18 protein-coding genes are annotated in these 19100 nt (G+C 37.7%); 12 read left to right on the forward strand and 6 right to left on the reverse strand.

Annotation, left to right across the window (positions count from 1 at the left end):
• The first annotated feature begins 127 nt into the window (after nucleotides 1-127).
• Nucleotides 128-1489, forward strand: a complete 1362-nt coding sequence (locus LVD16_RS00710) for a hypothetical protein (protein WP_233771667.1) — start codon at nucleotides 128-130, stop codon at nucleotides 1487-1489.
• A gap of 35 nt (nucleotides 1490-1524) precedes the next feature.
• Nucleotides 1525-3168, forward strand: coding sequence for an OmpP1/FadL family transporter (locus LVD16_RS00715; RefSeq protein ID WP_233771668.1), 1644 nt, complete (start codon nucleotides 1525-1527; stop codon nucleotides 3166-3168).
• A 39-nt stretch (nucleotides 3169-3207) separates the two neighbouring features.
• Here LVD16_RS00715 and LVD16_RS00720 read toward each other — a convergent pair whose 3' ends face one another.
• The 3 genes from LVD16_RS00720 to LVD16_RS00730 are packed head-to-tail and all read right to left on the reverse strand — an operon-like array spanning nucleotide 3208 to nucleotide 5360.
• On the reverse strand, nucleotides 3208-3714 hold the full coding sequence (locus LVD16_RS00720) for a shikimate kinase (RefSeq protein WP_233771669.1): 507 nt from the start codon (nucleotides 3712-3714) through the stop codon (nucleotides 3208-3210).
• The gene (locus LVD16_RS00725; protein ID WP_233771670.1) at nucleotides 3704-4822 is read right to left on the reverse strand and encodes a BT_3928 family protein; all 1119 of its coding nucleotides are present in this window, start codon (nucleotides 4820-4822) and stop codon (nucleotides 3704-3706) included. The genes LVD16_RS00720 and LVD16_RS00725 overlap by 11 nt, the downstream gene beginning before the upstream one ends.
• Nucleotides 4806-5360, reverse strand: a complete 555-nt coding sequence (locus LVD16_RS00730) for a DUF1599 domain-containing protein (protein WP_233771671.1) — start codon at nucleotides 5358-5360, stop codon at nucleotides 4806-4808. Before LVD16_RS00730 ends, LVD16_RS00725 begins: the two co-directional genes overlap by 17 nt.
• Nucleotides 5361-5398: 38 nt before the next feature.
• Between LVD16_RS00730 and folP the strand changes: the two genes are divergently transcribed.
• Both folP and cdaA read left to right on the forward strand, forming a co-directional pair.
• Nucleotides 5399-6253 carry a dihydropteroate synthase gene (gene folP / locus LVD16_RS00735; RefSeq protein WP_233771672.1) on the forward strand — a complete coding sequence of 285 codons (855 nt, stop codon included), beginning with the start codon at nucleotides 5399-5401 and terminating at the stop codon, nucleotides 6251-6253.
• Nucleotides 6254-6259: 6 nt separating this feature from the next.
• Nucleotides 6260-7144 (forward strand): diadenylate cyclase CdaA, encoded by an 885-nt coding sequence (gene cdaA, locus LVD16_RS00740; protein ID WP_233771673.1) that lies wholly within the window; start codon nucleotides 6260-6262, stop codon nucleotides 7142-7144.
• Between the two features lie 36 nt (nucleotides 7145-7180).
• On the opposite strand, the gene kbl is transcribed toward cdaA, so the two are convergent.
• Complete coding sequence (gene kbl, locus LVD16_RS00745; protein ID WP_233771674.1) at nucleotides 7181-8377, reverse strand: glycine C-acetyltransferase; 1197 nt, start codon at nucleotides 8375-8377, stop codon at nucleotides 7181-7183.
• Between the two features lie 3 nt (nucleotides 8378-8380).
• Complete coding sequence (locus LVD16_RS00750; RefSeq protein ID WP_233771675.1) at nucleotides 8381-9190, reverse strand: hypothetical protein; 810 nt, start codon at nucleotides 9188-9190, stop codon at nucleotides 8381-8383.
• A gap of 77 nt (nucleotides 9191-9267) precedes the next feature.
• Between LVD16_RS00750 and LVD16_RS00755 the strand changes: the two genes are divergently transcribed.
• Complete coding sequence (locus LVD16_RS00755; RefSeq protein ID WP_233771676.1) at nucleotides 9268-10215, forward strand: NAD-dependent epimerase/dehydratase family protein; 948 nt, start codon at nucleotides 9268-9270, stop codon at nucleotides 10213-10215.
• Here the strand turns inward: LVD16_RS00755 and LVD16_RS00760 are convergent.
• Nucleotides 10201-11340, reverse strand: coding sequence for a T9SS type A sorting domain-containing protein (locus LVD16_RS00760; protein ID WP_233771677.1), 1140 nt, complete (start codon nucleotides 11338-11340; stop codon nucleotides 10201-10203). The two genes, LVD16_RS00755 and LVD16_RS00760, sit on opposite strands and share 15 nt — an antisense overlap.
• 279 nt (nucleotides 11341-11619) lie before the next feature.
• On the opposite strand from LVD16_RS00760, the gene LVD16_RS00765 reads away from it, so the two are divergent.
• The 7 genes from LVD16_RS00765 to LVD16_RS00795 all read left to right on the forward strand — a co-directional run bounded on the left by LVD16_RS00765 (nucleotide 11620) and on the right by LVD16_RS00795 (nucleotide 19089).
• Entirely contained in the window at nucleotides 11620-12402 is a 783-nt protein-coding gene (locus LVD16_RS00765) for an enoyl-CoA hydratase/isomerase family protein (RefSeq protein ID WP_233771678.1), read from the forward strand.
• Between the two features lie 18 nt (nucleotides 12403-12420).
• On the forward strand, nucleotides 12421-13902 hold the full coding sequence (locus LVD16_RS00770; RefSeq protein WP_233771679.1) for a lipopolysaccharide biosynthesis protein: 1482 nt from the start codon (nucleotides 12421-12423) through the stop codon (nucleotides 13900-13902).
• A 43-nt stretch (nucleotides 13903-13945) separates the two neighbouring features.
• Entirely contained in the window at nucleotides 13946-14953 is a 1008-nt protein-coding gene (locus LVD16_RS00775; RefSeq protein WP_233771680.1) for a sugar phosphate nucleotidyltransferase, read from the forward strand.
• An 8-nt stretch (nucleotides 14954-14961) separates the two neighbouring features.
• Nucleotides 14962-16692: a tetratricopeptide repeat protein gene (locus tag LVD16_RS00780; protein ID WP_233771681.1), complete on the forward strand. Its 1731-nt coding sequence runs from the start codon at nucleotides 14962-14964 to the stop codon at nucleotides 16690-16692.
• Entirely contained in the window at nucleotides 16685-17440 is a 756-nt protein-coding gene (gene lolB1, locus LVD16_RS00785) for a lipoprotein insertase outer membrane protein LolB1 (RefSeq protein WP_233771682.1), read from the forward strand. The genes LVD16_RS00780 and lolB1 overlap by 8 nt, the downstream gene beginning before the upstream one ends.
• Nucleotides 17412-18620 carry a murein hydrolase activator EnvC family protein gene (locus LVD16_RS00790; RefSeq protein ID WP_233771683.1) on the forward strand — a complete coding sequence of 403 codons (1209 nt, stop codon included), beginning with the start codon at nucleotides 17412-17414 and terminating at the stop codon, nucleotides 18618-18620. The genes lolB1 and LVD16_RS00790 overlap by 29 nt, the downstream gene beginning before the upstream one ends.
• A gap of 178 nt (nucleotides 18621-18798) precedes the next feature.
• Entirely contained in the window at nucleotides 18799-19089 is a 291-nt protein-coding gene (locus tag LVD16_RS00795; RefSeq protein ID WP_233771684.1) for a Sec-independent protein translocase subunit TatA/TatB, read from the forward strand.
• Nucleotides 19090-19100: the final 11 nt, after the last annotated feature.

A 19100-nucleotide genomic window follows, 5' to 3' on the forward strand; every position in this document is an offset into this window, starting at 1 on the left:
TTTGATGTAATTTGGATAAATAATCCAATTTGTGCGGCAAATATACAGATATTATCAGCTTAATATATATCTGTTTTTTGGAATTGTCGTATAATGATTTATGTTTATATATAAAACTAGGACAGCCATGAATACACATCTAAAAAAAATCGCAACATTATTTAGCTTAATGTTGGTTGTTTTTTCAACCACATTAGCTCAAGACAGAGAATATGATGATCTCTATTTTAGCTCTAAAGACAGAGTAAAGCCTAAAAAAGTAAAGGCGGAAGATAGAGTTGTTCAAGATGTTGAGCAGGTACAGGAATTCACCGCGGATCCTAGTCAAAGCTATTCAGCTAAAAATGTAAATCCAGAGTACATTGCAAGATATCAGTCAAAAACTCAGGAAGATTACAATTCTGACAGTGATTATTCTGAGGATGAATATTTCAATGAAGATTACAGCACTACAAATACTACTACCACAGCAAACTTTGTAAACGACTATCAGAACAATGCTCAAGTAGCAGTAAGAGACAGATACGGCAATACTACTTATTACAGCAATTATTCTGATGTATTTTGGAGTGACCCAGCACACTATCAAGGCAGCATGTTTGACCCCATGTATAGACCTTTTTATGGCTATAGCTCAATTTACGGAAGACCTTATGGATACTATAGCCCATATCGTTCTGGCTGGAACATGTCTATTGGCTTTGGTAACTCATGGGGTTGGAGAAGTGGATGGTATTCTGGTGTATCAGTAGGCTATGGCTGGGGATCTTATGGTTATTGTGATCCATTCTATTCAGGATATTACGGATATGGCTATCCTTCTTATTACGACAGATATTATGGATATGGTGGTTATTATGGTACCCCTTATAGAAACGTTGTAGTTATTAATAATTATGAGTCAAGATCTGATAGAAGCATTAGGAGAGGACCTTCTACATCTAGAAGCAGAGTAGCTTCTAATGGTAGAAATAGAACTACAACCACCACTAATGATGGAAGATCATCTGTCTCTAACGGTAGAACATCATCTTCAAGAGATTACACAAGTACTCAAAACAGATACTACAGAAGATCAAGAGAAGCAGTAACATCAACTGGAGATAGCAGAACATCTAGCAACTCCAGGTCATACTCTAGTACTCCTAGCTCTAGATCATCATCCAACTACAACACGAACAGTAGTCCATCAAGATCTTCTCGTTCTTATAACTTTAACACAGGTTCAAGATCTTCTTCAGGAAACAGCTCATATAGCACTCCAAGCAGATCAAGATCATCGAGTCCAAGCTATAATAACAGTCGTTCTTCCAGCAGAAGTAGTGGAAGTAGCTATAACTCAAGAAGTAGTTCATCTTCTTCAGGTTCTAGCAGCAGAAGTAGCTATTCCTCAGGAAGTAGCAGATCTAGCAGCAGCAGTAGCAGGTCTTCTTCTAGCAGTAGTAGATCAAGCTCATCTAGATCATCATCAAGAAGAGGCGGTAACTAAAAACCCTTTTATTTAGAACAGAACTAGCTTTTAAAATGAAAATATATAATAAGCTTATACTTATAAGCCTGGCGCAGCTTTGCCTAATCATGAGCGCAAATGGACAAGATAGTGGACCACTTAATATAGGCTATTTCGATCCAGGTAATTTCACAGCAACCACATTAGATTTCAGCAGAGCCTACATGGGAGGTAGTGCGCGAATGCAAGGTTTGGGTGGAGCTCAAACAGCACTTGGGGGTGATATTAGCTCAGCTTCGTCAAATCCCGCAGGCCTTGGCTTCTTTAATAGATCAGAGTTTTCTTTCAGTCCGACAATTAATTTTTTGAATAGTTTCTCAGATTATCTGGGCAACAATTCTACTGACTCAAGAGTGAATTTCAACTTTGCCAATTTGGGGGTCGTCTTCAATAAAACTAAAGGTGATTTAGCTGAAGGGAAATGGCGAGGAGGGTCTTTCGGTGTTTCACTTAATAGAATTGCTGATTTTCACAGACAAGTTTCCTATTCTGGTTTAAGCTACAATGACTTTATGAGGGATAATAATGGAAATATAGTAGTAGATGAGAATGATAATCCAATTCTTGAATTAGATGCAAATTCACCGCGTGACATCATTGAGTATGCAGTTCTAAACTCATCTGCTGATGCTGCAGGAAATCTTTCATTTAACAGCGATCTGGCAGAATTAGCTTATGAAGCATATTTGATAGATGCATTCGAAATTGATGATGTTATGCAACCAGACAGAGATATATATGCAGTGGATGAAAATGGCAACCTTTTAAACGACGATTACATTCCTGCATATCCTGAGCTCGGTTTGGAAACTGAACAAATGGAAACTATAAAATCAACGGGAGGTATCTATCAAACATCTTTATCTTACGGTGGTAACTACAATGACCGGTTTTACTTTGGGGCCGGCCTGGGTATACTTTCAGTAAGCAGAGATATAGAAAGAACATATACAGAAAGGCCTACACAAACTACGTTAAGAGAATTAAACTTAACAGATAAATATAGCACAAATGGTGTAGGCGTTAATGCTACACTTGGATTGATTGTAAGACCAATTAACACAGTTCTGCTTGGAGCACAATACACTTCACCGAGCTTGTATAGCTTGCAACAAACGCAGGAGACCACACTATCAGCCAGCTATCTTAGATCAACGGATTATCGTTCAAATTACGAAGAGTACGGTTTCGTCTATGATGCTTTCAATTACAATATGGTTACTCCCTCTAAGCTAAGCGGCGGTATAACCTATTTCTTCGGCAAAAGTGGTTTTATTACTGGAGATGTTGAACGCGTAAACTATTCAGGAGGCAAAGTATCTCAAGGAGATTCATATGACTTCTCGGTTGATAATGAGGAGATCAATAAATTCGAAAAAGTATTAAACTTCAGAGTAGGTGCAGAATTCAGATTAGATATATTCAGATTTAGAGGAGGATATTCTTACTTTGGAGATCCTGTTGATAATAATATAGATGAATCAATGAGTAGAGTTTCTGCGGGGGCAGGTGTTAGAACAAAAGATTACTTTATAGATCTCGGAGTTGCAACTAACCTGGGATTTGAGAATACTGTATCTCCGTATCCAGGTGCCGGAACAGCTGTGGTAAATAATAAAAACACAGCAGCTACATTTTCTGTAGGTTTTTTCTTCTAAAAGAAATACTTCAATAAACACAAAGGGCTGACAAAATTGTCAGCCCTTTGTGTTTATTCTTTTTATTAGCTCAGAAATAGATTCCTTAGCATTCCATTCTAAATGAGCCTTGTTGTAATAGTCCTTTCGTTTCAAGTGTAACTCTTTCAAGGTAGAAACCACATCTGACGAGGCTAGCTTAGGACGCTTTTCTAATTCATACCTATCCATTCTTGCCACTATCTCCTCCACTGTTTCATTTATAAAAACACTAATCCCTTTTTCATTAATAAGATCCATATTATTATGAAAACAAGGAGCTCCCCCACCTGTAGCTACCACCATTCCATCTACTAAAGATAGAAGCTCAGCGAGAACCTGATGTTCCAAACTCCTGAAATGTTCCTCTCCGTATTCGGCAAAAATGTCTGCCACACTTTTGCCTTCCCTTGAAACAATTTCTTCATCCATATCTATGAATGGAAGATTGAGTTCACTAGCCAGTTGCTTACCTACAGTAGTTTTACCACTACCTGGCATACCAACCAGCACTATTTTATTGAACATATGAATTGATTACATCAGCCGTAGGCACATCATTATAATGCCATTTCCCCAGAACCGTTCCATTATGCAAAAGCATTACCCCTGGGTTAGAACGAATCATTGCTTTAAGCACTGTAGCATCGGTAAGATAATACGGAGCCGCCAGTTGATACTCATGTCTAAAAACTTCAAAATCATCTGGATTAGCTGAGGTCAGCACCATTGGTTTAATAGTAGTATTAACACCATTAACTAAACCTGTAATTTCATCCATATGATCTTTGTCTGTCCTTTGAGTGTCATAAAACACCAAAATCAGTTTATAGCCGGTAAAACTTTCCTCAGTAAAGTCATCACCATCAACACTTATCGCCTGGTAATCAGTGATTTTAGGAGTTGACTCTTTCTCATTAATTACTTCAGAAGATATGTACTCATACCCATCATTAGGCATTAAAAACTTTTGAGACTTCACCTCTTTACCTTCCTTATCCTTAAAGGTATATTCAATGATAGGCGATTCTTCTGCTATCATTTTTTCGGGTAAGCTATTACCTATTTTATAAGGTCTAAAATCTATGTATGGCAAATGCTCGATGGCATAAATCCCCAGAATGAAACTTACTAAAGTTACTAATACAATGGCCGCATGACCAGCAACCTGTGGCAATTCCTGCTTGTAAAGTCTTCTGTACCAGAACAAATGAAGAACAAAGAATATCAAGATTACATCCTTATAGAAAGACTGCCACGGGGTCAAAGGAATAGCATCTCCGAAGCAACCACAATCTGTAACTTTATTAAAATAAGCTGAATAGAATGTTAAGAATGTAAAGAACACCATTAGCAGTAGTAATATCCAGGTGGTGATCTTCATTTTATAGTTGAGGAGCACAGCAAAGCCTAGCACCACTTCAAGCACAATCAAGAACAAGCCAATATATAATGCAGCAGGGATAAATATTTCAAAGAATGATCCAAAGTCAGAAGAGAACACCTCAAAATATTCTTCTAGCTTAATTTTGGTTCCAATAGGGTCATTAAGCTTTATAAGGCCTGAAAAAATAAACAAACAGCCTACAAATACCCTCGAAAAAATATCTATACCTTTTCTAATTGTTGTGAACATAATCGAGCTTTATCAATGAAAAAACAGAATAGTTAATCATATCCTGATAGTTTGCTTTTATACCTTCGGATACCAAGGTCTTACCTTCATTATCTTCTATCTGCTTCACTCTGAGCAGTTTCATTAAAATAATATCCGTAATAGAGCTCACCCTCATTTCTCTCCATGCTTCACCATAATCATGGTTTTTATTTTGCAAAAGCTCTAACGTTTCGGTAGCTACTCTGTCATAAATGGGCTCCAATCTTTCGTAAGGTATTTCCAATTCATCATCATTAACTAACTCCATCTGAATCACAGCCATGATACAATAGTTAATAATCCCTACAAACTCGGAAGTTATGTCCTCCCCCACTTTCTGCATTCCACCTTTTTCCTGAATAGAACGAATTCGTTGTGCCTTAATATAAATTTGATCTGTGATTGAAGGCAATCTCAAAATTCTCCACGCAGTGCCATAATCTTTTGTTTTCTTTTCAAAAAGTTCTTTACACTGCCTGATAACCTCCTTATATTCGCTGACGGTTTTATCTACCAATTTTCTACCTATTTTATTTATAGAACCTATTTTTTAGAGTGGCGAAAGATACAGTTTTTTCAAATAAAAGTACACTGAACATCAGTGGAAATCTATTGAGCCTGGAAAAGCCAGTAGTCATGGGCATACTAAATATCACCCCTGATTCCTTTTTCGATGGAGGCAAGCATAATGACATTTCGGAAGCCTTAAAGCAGGCTGAGCAGATGATTAATGATGGTGCTGAAATCATTGACATTGGTGGCTACTCATCAAGACCTGATGCTATTGACATCAGTGTTTCGGAGGAAATAAGCAGAGTCACACCTGTGATTGAAGCGCTTAAAGCTCAACACCCTAATCTGGCCATATCAATAGATACTTTCAGATCAGATGTAGCAGCGGCGGCCGTTAAAGCTGGGGCCAATATCATCAATGACATCTCTGGTGGTGATTTGGATGATAAGATGTATGACACAGTGGCTGACCTTGATGTGCCTTATATTCTAATGCACATGAGAGGAACACCGCAAACCATGAAGACTAAAACTTCCTATGACAACCTTTTGCTGGAAATTCTAGATTTTTTTCAGAAAAAAGTGAGCAATCTGCGTAAAAGAAGTGTTAAGGATATAGTACTAGACCCTGGATTTGGTTTTGCAAAAACGCCAGATCAAAATTATGTATTACTGAAAAATTTGCAGTATTTTAAATCTTTAGGGCTACCTTTGTTAGTAGGTGTTTCCCGTAAGTCCATGATTTACAAAAAGCTAGAGGTAGATGCTACCCAAGCCCTAAATGGCACTACAGTTTTGAACACCATAGCTCTAATGAATGGAGCCAGGATTTTGAGAGTACATGATGTAAAGGAGGCAGTAGAGGCGGTAAAACTTTTTAATTTGACATATAACTAGGCACACTTGATTTTATTATTCAGCATAGGTTTCTTAGAGGTAAGCTGGGTCGATATTTTCGACATTATGCTGGTAAGCGTATTGCTTTACCAGGTTTACAAGCTTATGCGCGGAAGTGTGGCTGTCAAAATTTTCTTAGGCGTTTTATCTCTCTATCTTTTATACCTGATTGTACGAGCCCTTCAAATGGAACTACTTGGATTAATCCTTGGTCAGTTCATGGGCGTAGGTGTATTAGCAGCCATTATTCTCTTTCAGCCTGAGATCAGGAAATTCTTATTACTTATCGGCAAAACCACTGATTTCAACAAAGGTGATTTCTTTAACAATCTTTTGATCTGGAAAAAGAAAGCCACTAAGGAGACTTATAATATTACACCTATCATAGAAGCATCTAAAACTCTGGGGGGGTCCAACACTGGTGCATTGATAGTTATTTCAAAAGACTCTGAATTGAAGTTCTACGCTGAGTCTGGTGATATTATAGAAGCTCAACTATCAAAAAGACTACTGCTTTCTATCTTCAATAAATATAGCCCTCTTCATGACGGAGCAGTAATTATCTATAAAGGAAGAATTAAAGCTGCCAGATGTGTACTTCCTGTGTCCGAGAGTGATAGCCTTCCGGCTCAGTTTGGCCTAAGACACAGAGCTGCATTGGGTATGTCTGAGATTACCGACACCATTGTACTTATTGTTTCAGAGGAAACAGGACAGTTTTCTTTAGCCAGAAATGGTAAGTTAACTCACAACCTTTCACCACAGGAGCTAAGAAAGACCATTAATGATTACCTCACCACTGAGGAAGAGAAGAAAAAAGAGGAAGTGAAAGAAGAAGCCTCTGAAAAAGAAACTTCCCAAATTAAAAGTGAAGCTAAAGCAGGCATATAAAAAAGGGTGACTTTTCTAAATCACCCTTCATTTTGATTATTTCAATACTTCTAATTCTTTACCCACTTCTGTAAAAGCTGCGATAGCTTTATCCAAGTGATGCTGATCATGAGCAGCAGATATTTGCACCCTAATTCTTGCCTGGCCTTTAGGCACCACCGGATAGAAGAATCCAATCACATATATACCTTTCTCTAAAAGCTTTTCAGCAAATTTCTGAGCGAGAGGGGCATCATAAAGCATAATAGGAACTATGGCATGCTCTCCAGGCTTAATATCAAAACCAGCTTCGGTCATAGCTTTTCTAAAATATTTGGTATTGCTCTCCAGCTTATCTCTAAGATCCGTAGTTTGGCTTAGCATATCAATAACAGCTATTGAAGCTCCTGTAATAGAAGGCGCCAACGTATTTGAAAACAAGTAAGGTCTTGATCTTTGTCTTAGGATATCCACTATTTCTTTTCTGGCTGCCGTGAAACCACCTGATGCTCCACCCAATGCTTTTCCTAAAGTTCCTGTAATGATGTCAACTCTTCCCATCACATCTCTGAACTCATGCACACCCCTTCCGGTCTTACCCATAAATCCAGTTGAATGACATTCATCTGACATCACTAAAGCACCGTATTTATCGGCCAAATCACAGATTTTATCTAGCTGAGCAATAGTACCATCCATAGAGAATACACCATCAGTAACTATAATTTTCTCTTTGGCTCCAGCCTCATTGGCCTCAATTAATTTAGCCTCCAAGTCGCTCATATCATTATGGTTATAACGATAGCGCATGGCCTTACATAATCTTACTCCATCAATAATTGATGCATGGTTTAATGCATCTGAAATGATAGCATCTTCAGGTCCTAATAAAGGCTCAAAAACTCCTCCGTTGGCATCGAAAGCTGCCGCATAAAGAATGGTATCTTCCATTCCTAAAAATTCGGATATCTTCTTTTCAAGCTCTTTATGAATATCTTGCGTACCACAAATAAATCTAACTGACGACATACCGAACCCATGGGTATCGATAGACTGTTTTGCTGCCTCTAATACTTTGGGATGAGATGACAAACCCAGGTAATTATTAGCACAGAAGTTAATCACTTCTTTTCCTTCAGTAGTTTTAATATCAGCACCTTGTGGGGTAGTGATCACTCGTTCACATTTGTATAAGCCAGCTTCTTTAATTGATTCCAGCTCCTTTTCTAATTTTGCCTTAAGTGTATCGTACATAAATTATTCTTCTTTATTAGGTCTTTTCTTTATTACTGGTCTTGGTTTTATTTTAGGTTTTTCAGTTTTTTCTTCGGCAGCATTCTCGTCTTCTAATTTAGACTTAGGCTTCATAACCGGCTTCACCATTTTGGGCTTCACTGATGGTTTCTCATCAGTAGTATTTTCTTCATCCTTAAGTTTAATCTTCGGCTTCACCATTTTTGGACGAACCTTTTTAACTTCTCCCGCGCTTGCATCCTCTGTAGAATCAGCAGGTTTCTGCATTTTCGTCTTCATCTTAGGTTTTATAACAGGCTTAGCCGGTCCAGACTTATCCTCAGTGCCAGAACCCATTTTCGGTTTCATCTTAGGCCTTGCCATTTTAGCCACTGGCTTCTTCTCCTCTGGATTTTTGTCAGCTGTTTCGCCTGTCATTTTTGGCTTAGCCATTTTAGGCTTAGCGGGCTTCGGTGAATCAGATTTTTCTTCTGCCTCATCATCCTTTTTAACCACTGGCTTCGGAGCAAACTTCGGTTTCCCGGTTGTGGCTCCAGTTGGCTTAGGCTTCATTGCAGGCTTCGGTTTGGCCGCTATTGTCTTTTTATCAGAAGCATTTTCAACCTCCACAATCTCATATGGATATTTGAGCCTAAGTGGATTAATTAAAAATCGCTTTTGAGCCGTAAAGCTATCTGGGTGCATTTCCTCAAATAACACCTTCAGGCTACCCCAGAGGGCAGCATCCTTCTCAAAAAATTGAGTCGAATCGATCTTCTTTTTATGCAGAAATTCTTCGAAGTTCATCAAGGCAAATATATAAACTTTATGCATGACATAAGGTTTGCTTCATATGATCATTTCCTTTTGAGGTTTTTTGGTAATTTCGCACCACGAAATATTTTGAAGAGATGGAAAAAGTTCTTGTTATAGGTGCCTGTGGGCAATTAGGATCGGAATTGACTTTAGCGTTAAGAGAGTTACATGGAAATGATAATGTGGTAGCATCAGATGTAAGGCCCGCGGAAGGCCAACTAGCTGATGGCCCTTTCGTTATCTTAAACGCTATGGACAAAGAAGGGTTGGAGGAGATAATTGATAATCACGGCATTAATCAAATATACCATCTTGCGGCTATCCTTTCTGCCAAGGGTGAAAATGATCCAAAGTTTGCCTGGGATCTTAATATGACCAGCTTACTGAACGTACTGGAACTGGCGAGAGACAAAAAGCTAAATAAAATCTATTGGCCTAGCTCTATTGCCGTATTTGGGCCAAATACACCAAAAGATAATACACACCAAAATACCATCATGGATCCTAACACCGTGTATGGCATCAGCAAATTAGCTGGTGAAAGATGGTGCGAATACTATTTTGAAAAGTATGGAGTGGATGTAAGAAGTCTAAGATACCCTGGATTAATTGGCTACAAAGCCAAGCCTGGAGGTGGAACCACTGACTACGCTGTTGATATTTTTTACAAGGCTCTTGAAGAGAATAAATACGAGAGCTTCCTTAGTGAAGATTCTTACTTACCAATGATGTACATAGATGACGCCATTAAAGCTACCATAGATTTAATGCAAGCTGATCCAAAAGACATCAAAGTAAGATCAAGCTATAATGTATCAGCCATGAGTTTCTCACCTAAAGAGATCGCAGAAGAAATTAAAAAGGCTTCTCCTGGCTTTGAAATCAGCTACAACCCTGATTTCAGACAGAAGATTGCAGACTCATGGCCTAACTCTATCGATGATTCCGAAGCTAGAGATCACTGGAACTGGAAGCCTTCTTATGATCTGTCAAAAATGACCACGGAAATACTAGATGGACTCAAGCAATTACTCCACTACTAAGCGAGTAGTTTTCACAACATTGCCTGTACTAAGCTTCACAATATAGAGACCTTTCTCGAAATTCGGGTTCAAGGTTAGATATCCTGTAGAAGCTTGTCCTTGCTGAGTATACACCAGCTGTCCTGATGTAGAATAAACAAAAAGGTTTAAAACTTCAGAATCATCAGCTCCGGTGAACACTTTTACCTCATCACCTTGCTTTGTAGGTGATGGGTAAATAGAAAATTCCGAGACCTGGCTATTAAACACGGTTATAAAACCAATCTTAGCAGTGGTACCGTCATAATCAGTTTGACTAAGCCTGTAATAGGATGTCCCAAATAAAGGATTAGAATCACGGTAAGCATATTGCTGAACTTCTACTGTGGTTCCAGCACCATAGGTTTTATTAATGACCTCAAAATCTACACCATTTGTAGATCTTTCGAGGGTAAAGAAATCATTATTCTCCTCAGAAGCTGTTGTCCAATTTAGCTGAACGGCTCCTCTCTCCATCGAATAACCAAATGATAAGAGTGACACAGGCAAAGGTGTAGCACCATTATTGGTTACAAAATCATAAATATCTGGCAAATCATTTCTAAGGTCATTACTTATATCTTTTTCTGATGCATCCGGCACGAACTGACTTGCTTTACCTGAATAAGAATCTGTATAAACATTGCCCGATCCAGTATAGCTACCCTGAGTTCCAGTTTTATTGAAATCACCGCTGATAATTAGGTTTCCAGATGATGCCAATTCAATTTTATTATCCATAGACAAATTGCCCAAAATAATCATCAAGCCATTAATTTTTAAGTTCATCGCTTTATTATTAAACTGAACATCTCCATAAATCACCAAAGTATCATTCACTTCAAATGTATAAGCCTCTTGATTGGCTGCAAAACCTAAAATCACTCCAGATCCAGCAGTCGGAGCCGGAGCAGTACCTACACTTATATAGCCATTAAGTAGATAATTACCATTTCCGGCAGGCAAACCAGTAGTTGTTGACACAATCCCATCACTCCATGATGATGAAGACGTCCAATTTCCTGAATAATTATCCAAAGTAGACTTTTGTGCCATGGCACTTAAAGTCATCGATAAACATAATATAACCCCAAATAATCGTTTCATATCAATACGTTATGTTCATTTATTCACATACGCTTACAAATGTAACCCATGTAATAATTCAACATATTATTCACATTTTGCAAATTCAGTCATTTTAAAAATCTCTATATCAATTACTTATAACAGAGTTATTTTCAGCAACTCGTTAATGATTCCCTTAAAAATAAAATTATTGATATCACAACCATTGTTTTTACTCAAAAAACATACACAAATAAGTATAGATTTTTCCTTTGCTCATTCTCTCGTATATTTGAAGCAAACATTCAAACAAGTGCTATGAGCTTATATCAAAACCTATCAGAGGCTTTGGAAAACGGTATTTTAACCATTACCATTTCCAGACCTGAAAGTCTTAATGCTTTAAACACAGATACTATTGATGAAATAAGGTCTGCCATTCAAGACGCTTATGACAATAAGGAAGTAAAAGGCATTATCATTACCGGGGCTGGAGAAAAATCCTTTGTAGCAGGAGCCGATATTAAAGAAATAGCTGACCTTAACGAATTAAATGCTCGTAAGTTTGCTGAAAATGGTCAGGAAACATTCTCATTAATAGAGCAGTGCGAAAAGCCAGTAATTGCAGCAGTTAACGGTTTTGCTTTAGGAGGCGGATGTGAACTTGCCATGGCATGCCATATTAGAATAGCCTCAGAAAATGCAAAATTTGGCCAGCCAGAAGTTACCCTAGGCTTAATACCTGGCTATGGGGGCACTCAAAGACTCACTCAATTAGTAGGTAAAGGAAAAGCGCTTGAACTCATCACTACCGGTGATATGATTACAGCCAATGACGCTAAATCTATTGGCCTGGTAAACCATGTAGTGGAAACTCAGGAAGAATTAATGGAGCTGAGTAAAAAAATAATGACCAAGATTATCTCCAAAGCTCCTTTGGCGGTAGGTATGGCCATCAATTGCGTAAATGCATTTTATGTAGAAGAAAACGGCTATCAAACCGAGGCCAATAGCTTCTCTAACTGCACTAAAACCAAAGACTTTCAGGAAGGCACTCAGGCCTTTATCGAAAAAAGAAAGCCGGAATTTACAGGCGAGTAAACCAACTAATTTTACTAAATGAGTAAAATAAAAAGCCTGGCCAGCCAAACCGCGGTTTACGGCATTAGCAGCATACTAGGAAGACTGTTAAACTATGCTTTAGTACCCATCCACACAGATCTATTCCCGCCGAAAGAAATGGGAATAGTAACTGGACTATATGTTCATACGGGTCTTCTTCTGGTGGTGTATACTTTTGGAATGGAAACCTCTTTTTTCAGATTTGCTTCCAAGGATAATAAAGATGAGGTGTACAACGGCACCTCCACCTTCATCATTATATTAAGCACTATTCTTTCTGCTTTAATTTATTTCTATGCAGAGCCCTTGGCGACACTGGCGGGTTACCCTACAGCCAGCACTTACGTAGGCTGGCTAGCAATAATTCTATGGATAGATGCATTAACTGCCATACCATTTGCTCGACTCCGTCTTGAAAATAAAGCAAGGATATTTGCCATTGCAAGAATGTCTAACATCATCATCAACGTTGGGCTTCAGGTATTTTTCCTATATGCTATACCATACATTATTAAAAATGAATACCCTGGTCATGAATGGTTAAGCTCAGTGTACCCTGATCTGGGTATAGGTTATATATTCCTGGCTAATCTCATTGCAAGTCTTCTGCTTATACCGATACTATGGAAATGGATAGCTATGATCCGGTTCCGTCTTGATTGGAGTAGATTTAAACCGCTTTTCATATATGCACTTCCCATCCTCATAACAGGGGTTGCTGGCATGTTTAATGAGCAGCTGGATAAAATCCTTATTGAACATTTCTTGCCAGACGGTTTTTATGAGGATATGGACAGCACCCAAGCTTTAGGTGTATATGGACAAACTTTTAAACTTAGCATATTTATGATGCTGGCCATTCAGGCCTTTAGATACGCTGGTGAACCTTTCTTTTTTAGTAACGCTAAAGACAAAAAAGCACCAGAACTTTTTGCTAAGGTGATGCACTATTTTGTACTACTTAGCTTACTTATATTTCTCTTAGTGAGCATCAATGTGAATTTTATCGGTTTCATATTCCTACGAGATGGAGCTTATCGCATGGCTTTATATATCGTACCTATTCTTCTTCTAGGAAAGCTCTTTTATGGAATTTATATGAACCTAAGTATCTGGTTTAAACTTACCGATGAAACTATTTATGGCACATATTTCAGTATCATTGGGGCTATAGTAACAGTTATAGGCAACATACTGCTCTTGCCATACATTGGCTTTATCGGTTGTGCCATCACATCCGTATTATGCTATCTCACTATGACAGTGATTTGCTATAGAATAGGAAATAAAAAATACCCCATCCCTTATAATTTTAGAATTTTAACGGTTTACATTCTGTTGGCATGTATAATTGCAGCTGGCAGTCAGCTTGTTAAGCTAGAAAATTTTTATTGGGATACTGCCGCAAGGTTAATATTATCGTTGGTTATAGTGGCTTTGGTCTATTTTAAGGAAAAACCTCAATTGAGTAAAAAATAGGCCTTATTTTAATTAATTTTAATATAGGAAAATAAACGTATCTATGAACATAGTAATACCTATGGCCGGTAGAGGAACCCGCCTAAGACCACATACACTTACAGTACCTAAGCCATTAATGCCCATAGCTGGTAAACCAATAGTACAACGACTAGTGGAAGACATAGCTAAAGTTTGTGACAGCAAGCTGGATAAGATCGGCTTTATCATAGATCGAGATTTCGGAAAGGAAGTTGAAGATAACTTATTAGAAATAGCCAAATCTGTTGGTGGTGAAGGAATTATCTGCTATCAGAATGACAAATTTGGCACTGCACATGCTATACTTTGTGCCAAAGATTTGCTTAAAGGAAATTTGGTAGTAGCATTTGCCGACACATTATTTAAAGCTGACTTTAAATTAGACACTTCCAAAGACGGTATCATTTGGGTACAGCAGGTAGATGATCCTTCTGCTTTTGGTGTGGTAAAGCTAAATGAAGAAAATACCATTACTGACTTCATAGAAAAACCAAAAAACTTTGTTTCAGACTTAGCAATTATTGGTATCTACTATTTCAAGAGCGGCGAAACGTTGGATGAAGAACTCCATTATCTTATTGACAATGATATTAAAGACGCCAAAGGTGAGTTTCAGCTTACTGTAGCACTGGAAAACATGAAAAAGAAAGGAACCAAGTTTGTTCCTGGTCAAGTTTCAGAATGGCTAGACTGCGGTAATAAAGACGCCACTGTTTTCACTAACAAGAGATACCTGGAATACATCAAAGATCAGAAACTAGTTGCCGATGATCTTAAACAGAAAAACAGCATCATAATACCTCCGGTTTACATTGGAGACAATGTAGAATTAGAAAATTGTGTTATCGGACCGTATGTATCGATCGGTGAAAACACGGTGATCAAAAACTCATTGATCCAAAATTCTATTATACAGACTCATGGTAAAATAAATAATGCTAACTTCAAAAACTCGATTTTGGGAAATTTCGTTACTTTTGAAGGTAAATCCGATGATTTTAGTATTGGTGATTACAATACTTTGCAATAGAATTTTAGATGGGAAGGAGTAAGAATAATATCATATTTCAAATTATAGTTTGGGCTATCATAATTGTTATAGCCCCTTCCCATAGTTTGGCTCAAAAAAATAAGGAGAAGAAAAGTCCTGTCGCCAAATTAAGAGACGCCGAATTCTACTTTACCGAAGGAGAAAAATATTACATCCTTGAAGATTACTCCAAGGCATTAGTTCTCTTCCAAAAATCTTTAGAAACAGCCCCTGAAAATGCAACTGTTTATTATAAAATAGCTCAGATATACGCGCAGGGTCAGGAGTTAGAAAAGGCCTTAGTAAATATTAAAGAGGCGCTGTCTAGAGAAAATGATAACAAATACTTCTATGTATTAGCCGCAGACATCTATACTCAAATGGGTGAATTCAAAAATGCAGCTGATACTTACGAAAAAATGCTCACCTCCATTGAAGGTGTTGATCAATACTTATTTGAGCTGGCAGCCATCTACCTGTATCAGCAAAACTATGACAAGGCCGTAGCTACTTATAATAGAATTGAAAAAGCATATGGTGTAAGTGAAGAAGTGACCAATCAAAAGCAAAAAATCTATTTAAAGACTAAGGAGTATGATAAGGCTTTAGTGGAAGGTCAAAAACTTATAGACACTTACCCAGATGAAGAAAGGTATGTCATAAATCAGGCTGAAGTGCTTCTATCAGCCAAAAAGAAAGAAGAAGCACAGAAATTACTTCAAGAGTTTGCTGATAGCAATCCTAACAGCATGAGGGCCAGACTTGTACTATCCGAATTGGATAGAGAAGAAGGTGACATAGCCGAAGCTATTAAAAACCTAAAGGTTCCCTTTGAAGATCCTACACTACCCATTGAAGAAAAGATTCAAATTCTGGCAGAATACAGGATGACTATGACTCCTGAGCAGTTAAAAACCTCTGGAGTTACACTAGCAGAAGCTCTTGTGAAGGTACACCCAGACATCGCTGAAGCATATATAATTTATGCTGACATGCAACAAGCTGCCGGGAATATGAGTGAGGCCAAAAAAGGCTATCTAAAATCCTTAGAATTAGATGAATCTAACTTTGCCGTATGGCAAAATGTACTGCAACTCTACATTACTGAAAATAAAATAGACAGTGTTTTACTGCTCTCAGATCAGGCTTTGGAGTTGTTTCCAAATCAAGGGTCAATCTATTATTTTAACGGAGCCGCTAACCTACAGAAACATAACTATGAAGAAGCGGTATATGCATTAGAGCAAGGCAAGAGACTTTCAAGTGCTAATCTTGCCCTAGTGAGCGCCTTCAACAGTATGTTGGGAGATGCCTACAATGGCACTGAACAATTTGCAAAATCAGACAAAGCTTATGAAGCTGCCCTTGATTTTGACCCTCAGAATTATGCCGTTTTAAACAACTACAGCTACTTTCTTGCTTTAAGAAAAGAGAAGCTGAATGAAGCTGAGAAAATGGCTGAAAAGGCAGTGAAAAATAATCCGGAAAATGCGACTTATTTAGACACATATGCCTGGGTTCTGTTTACGAATAAGAAATATAAAGAAGCCAAAAAAGTCATTGAAAAAGCCATTGACGCTGGCAATAAATCCGCCATATATCATGAGCACTATGGTGACATCCTCTATAAACTGGGGGAAGTTGACAGTGCGGTGAGGCAATGGCAAATAGCCAAGGGACTAAACCCTAACTCTGAACTTATTGATAAAAAGATTTCTGACAGAAAATTATATGAATAGAAAATTCTTATTGCTGGGAGTACTCAGCCTACTTATTCTTAGCTCCTGTAGTCAAAAAACAACCGGAATTAACTGGAATTTTCTAGATAGAAACAAACTGGATGTACAGCAAGTAGATTTTGAATACTTTTCAGGCAAGGCCAAGATAGATTATAAAGACAATGATAATGATGTCAAAGCCAAAGCCAATATCAGAATAAGAAAAGATAGCGTAATCTGGATTTCCTTTTCAGCCATAGGCATACAAGGTGCCAGATGTCTCATTAATCAGGATTCTATTACTATAATGAACATGGTTAAAAAAGAATACCATGTTTTTAATTATGATTCTCTAAGCAAGCAATTCAACTTTGAAATAAACTACCACACTATACAGGCCATGGCCTTGGGTAATCTCCTTCTTCCAAGAAGTAAGTCGGATGACGTTGAGAAGCAGGATGACTATTACATTTTAAAACAGAAAGAAAATTCTATATCTGTTACTAACTATGTGAATCCTAAAACCATGAAACTGGAGAAGGTAGAGATGGTAGAAAAGCCTTCTAAAAACTCTGCCACCATGGAGTATAGCAATTTTCAGATGATTGAAGATCATGCTTTCCCTTTCAGCGGTCTTGTTTCTATCCTTTACGAGAAAAATAAAGGAATGCTAAACACCGTTATTGAATTTGAATACAGCAAAGCAGAGATTGAAGACAAAGAACTTAAATTCCCTTTTAATGTCCCTAAAAAGTATGAGCGTAAGTAAGCTATTCTTCGCCGTTACTCTTTGTGTTCTTTTCTATGGTTTAACGCCTGCACTGGCTCAAAAATCTAAAGCTCAGCTTCAAAAAGAAAAGCAAGATAACCTCAAGAAGATTGAGGAAGCAGAAAAGATTTTGGCTGAAACCACCGGTAAGAAGCAAAATACTATAGGTCAGTTAAATGCACTGAATCAACGTATTAAAACTCAGGAAGACCTCGTTAGCTCTATTAGAAAAGAAATAGATTTACTCAATGAGGAAATTGAGGAGAACAATCAAATCATTTCTGCTCTAGAGTCTGATCTCACGAAGCTAAAAGAAGAGTATGCTGCCATGATATATGCCGCTTATAAGGCCAATCAGGGATTTAGCAAGCTCACATTTATATTTTCCGCCAAGTCATTCAACCAACTTTTCATGCGCTTGAAATACATGGAGCAATACAGCGACGCCCGTAAAAAACAAGCCGAAGAAATAGTTAAGGTTCAAGAAACCCTTGGTGCCCAGATCACTTCTATTGAAAATAAAATGGAAGAAAAAAACACACTTTTAGGTGAGCAACTGGAAGAAAGCAAAAGCCTTACTAGCCTGAAGCAAAACCAGAACAAGTTGGTTAAAAACCTCCAGAAACAAGAAAACAAACTGAAAGGTGACCTGGAAGACAGAAGAAAGGCAGTAGCAAGACTCGATAAGATTATCAACGACATTATAAAAGAAGAGCTTGCAAAAGCTAAATTGGCTGAAAAGTCTGACGCTGAAGCCAGCATTAAACTTTCCAATCAGTTTGCTGATAATAAGTCAAAACTTCCATGGCCTGTGGCAGGTTTCGTCTCTCAAAAATTTGGTAGGCAAAACCACCCTGTTTTAAAAAGTATTGTATTAAATAACACTGGAATCTATATCCAGACAAAGGAGAATGAAAAAGTTAAGACAGTATTTACAGGTGAAGTAAAAACAGTAGCTTTCGTACCATTAATTGGTAATACAGTAATTGTTACACATGGGGGTTATTTCACTGTTTATGCGGGTCTAAAGGACGTATTCGTAAAAAAAGGTCAGCAGCTAACCACTGGCCAGGAGATAGGAAGCATCCTCACTAACCAGGAAGGAGTATCAGAACTTAGGTTTGAAATTTGGAAAAATTCACAAGCAACTGATCCTCAGCAATGGTTAACCCGTAAGTAAACGAACTTTTTGTTTAAGAAATATCTTTATATCAAACAAACGCTTTTTCACATGGCTTTTTTATGTATATCTTTGTGATGAGGCAAAACGCTTAATTTCTTCCTATTTGCTTACGCAATGATGATTTTAAGCTAGATTTAACAAACGACTTAACGCATTAATTAAAATAAACAAAGTAATGAATAGCATTTTAGCATTTATGCCTGGGGGCTGGGAATGGGTTGTGATAATCCTAGTAGTACTAATATTCTTTGGTGCGAAAAAAATACCTGAATTAGCACGTGGCTTAGGTCGTGGTATCAGAGAATTCAAAGATGCTACTAACGAAATCAAAAGAGATATTGATGACTCTTCTAGAAGAGACGAGGAATACAGAAGAAGAGAAGAAGATAGAAGAAGAGACGAGGAATATAGGAGAAGAGAGGACGAGGCTAGAAGAAAAGACATTCCTCAGGAAAACGCCCAATAAGCTCTTTAACC

Origin of the sequence: Fulvivirga ligni (genome assembly GCF_021389935.1) — a bacterium.
GTDB classification, from domain to species: Bacteria; Bacteroidota; Bacteroidia; order Cytophagales; family Cyclobacteriaceae; genus Fulvivirga; species Fulvivirga ligni.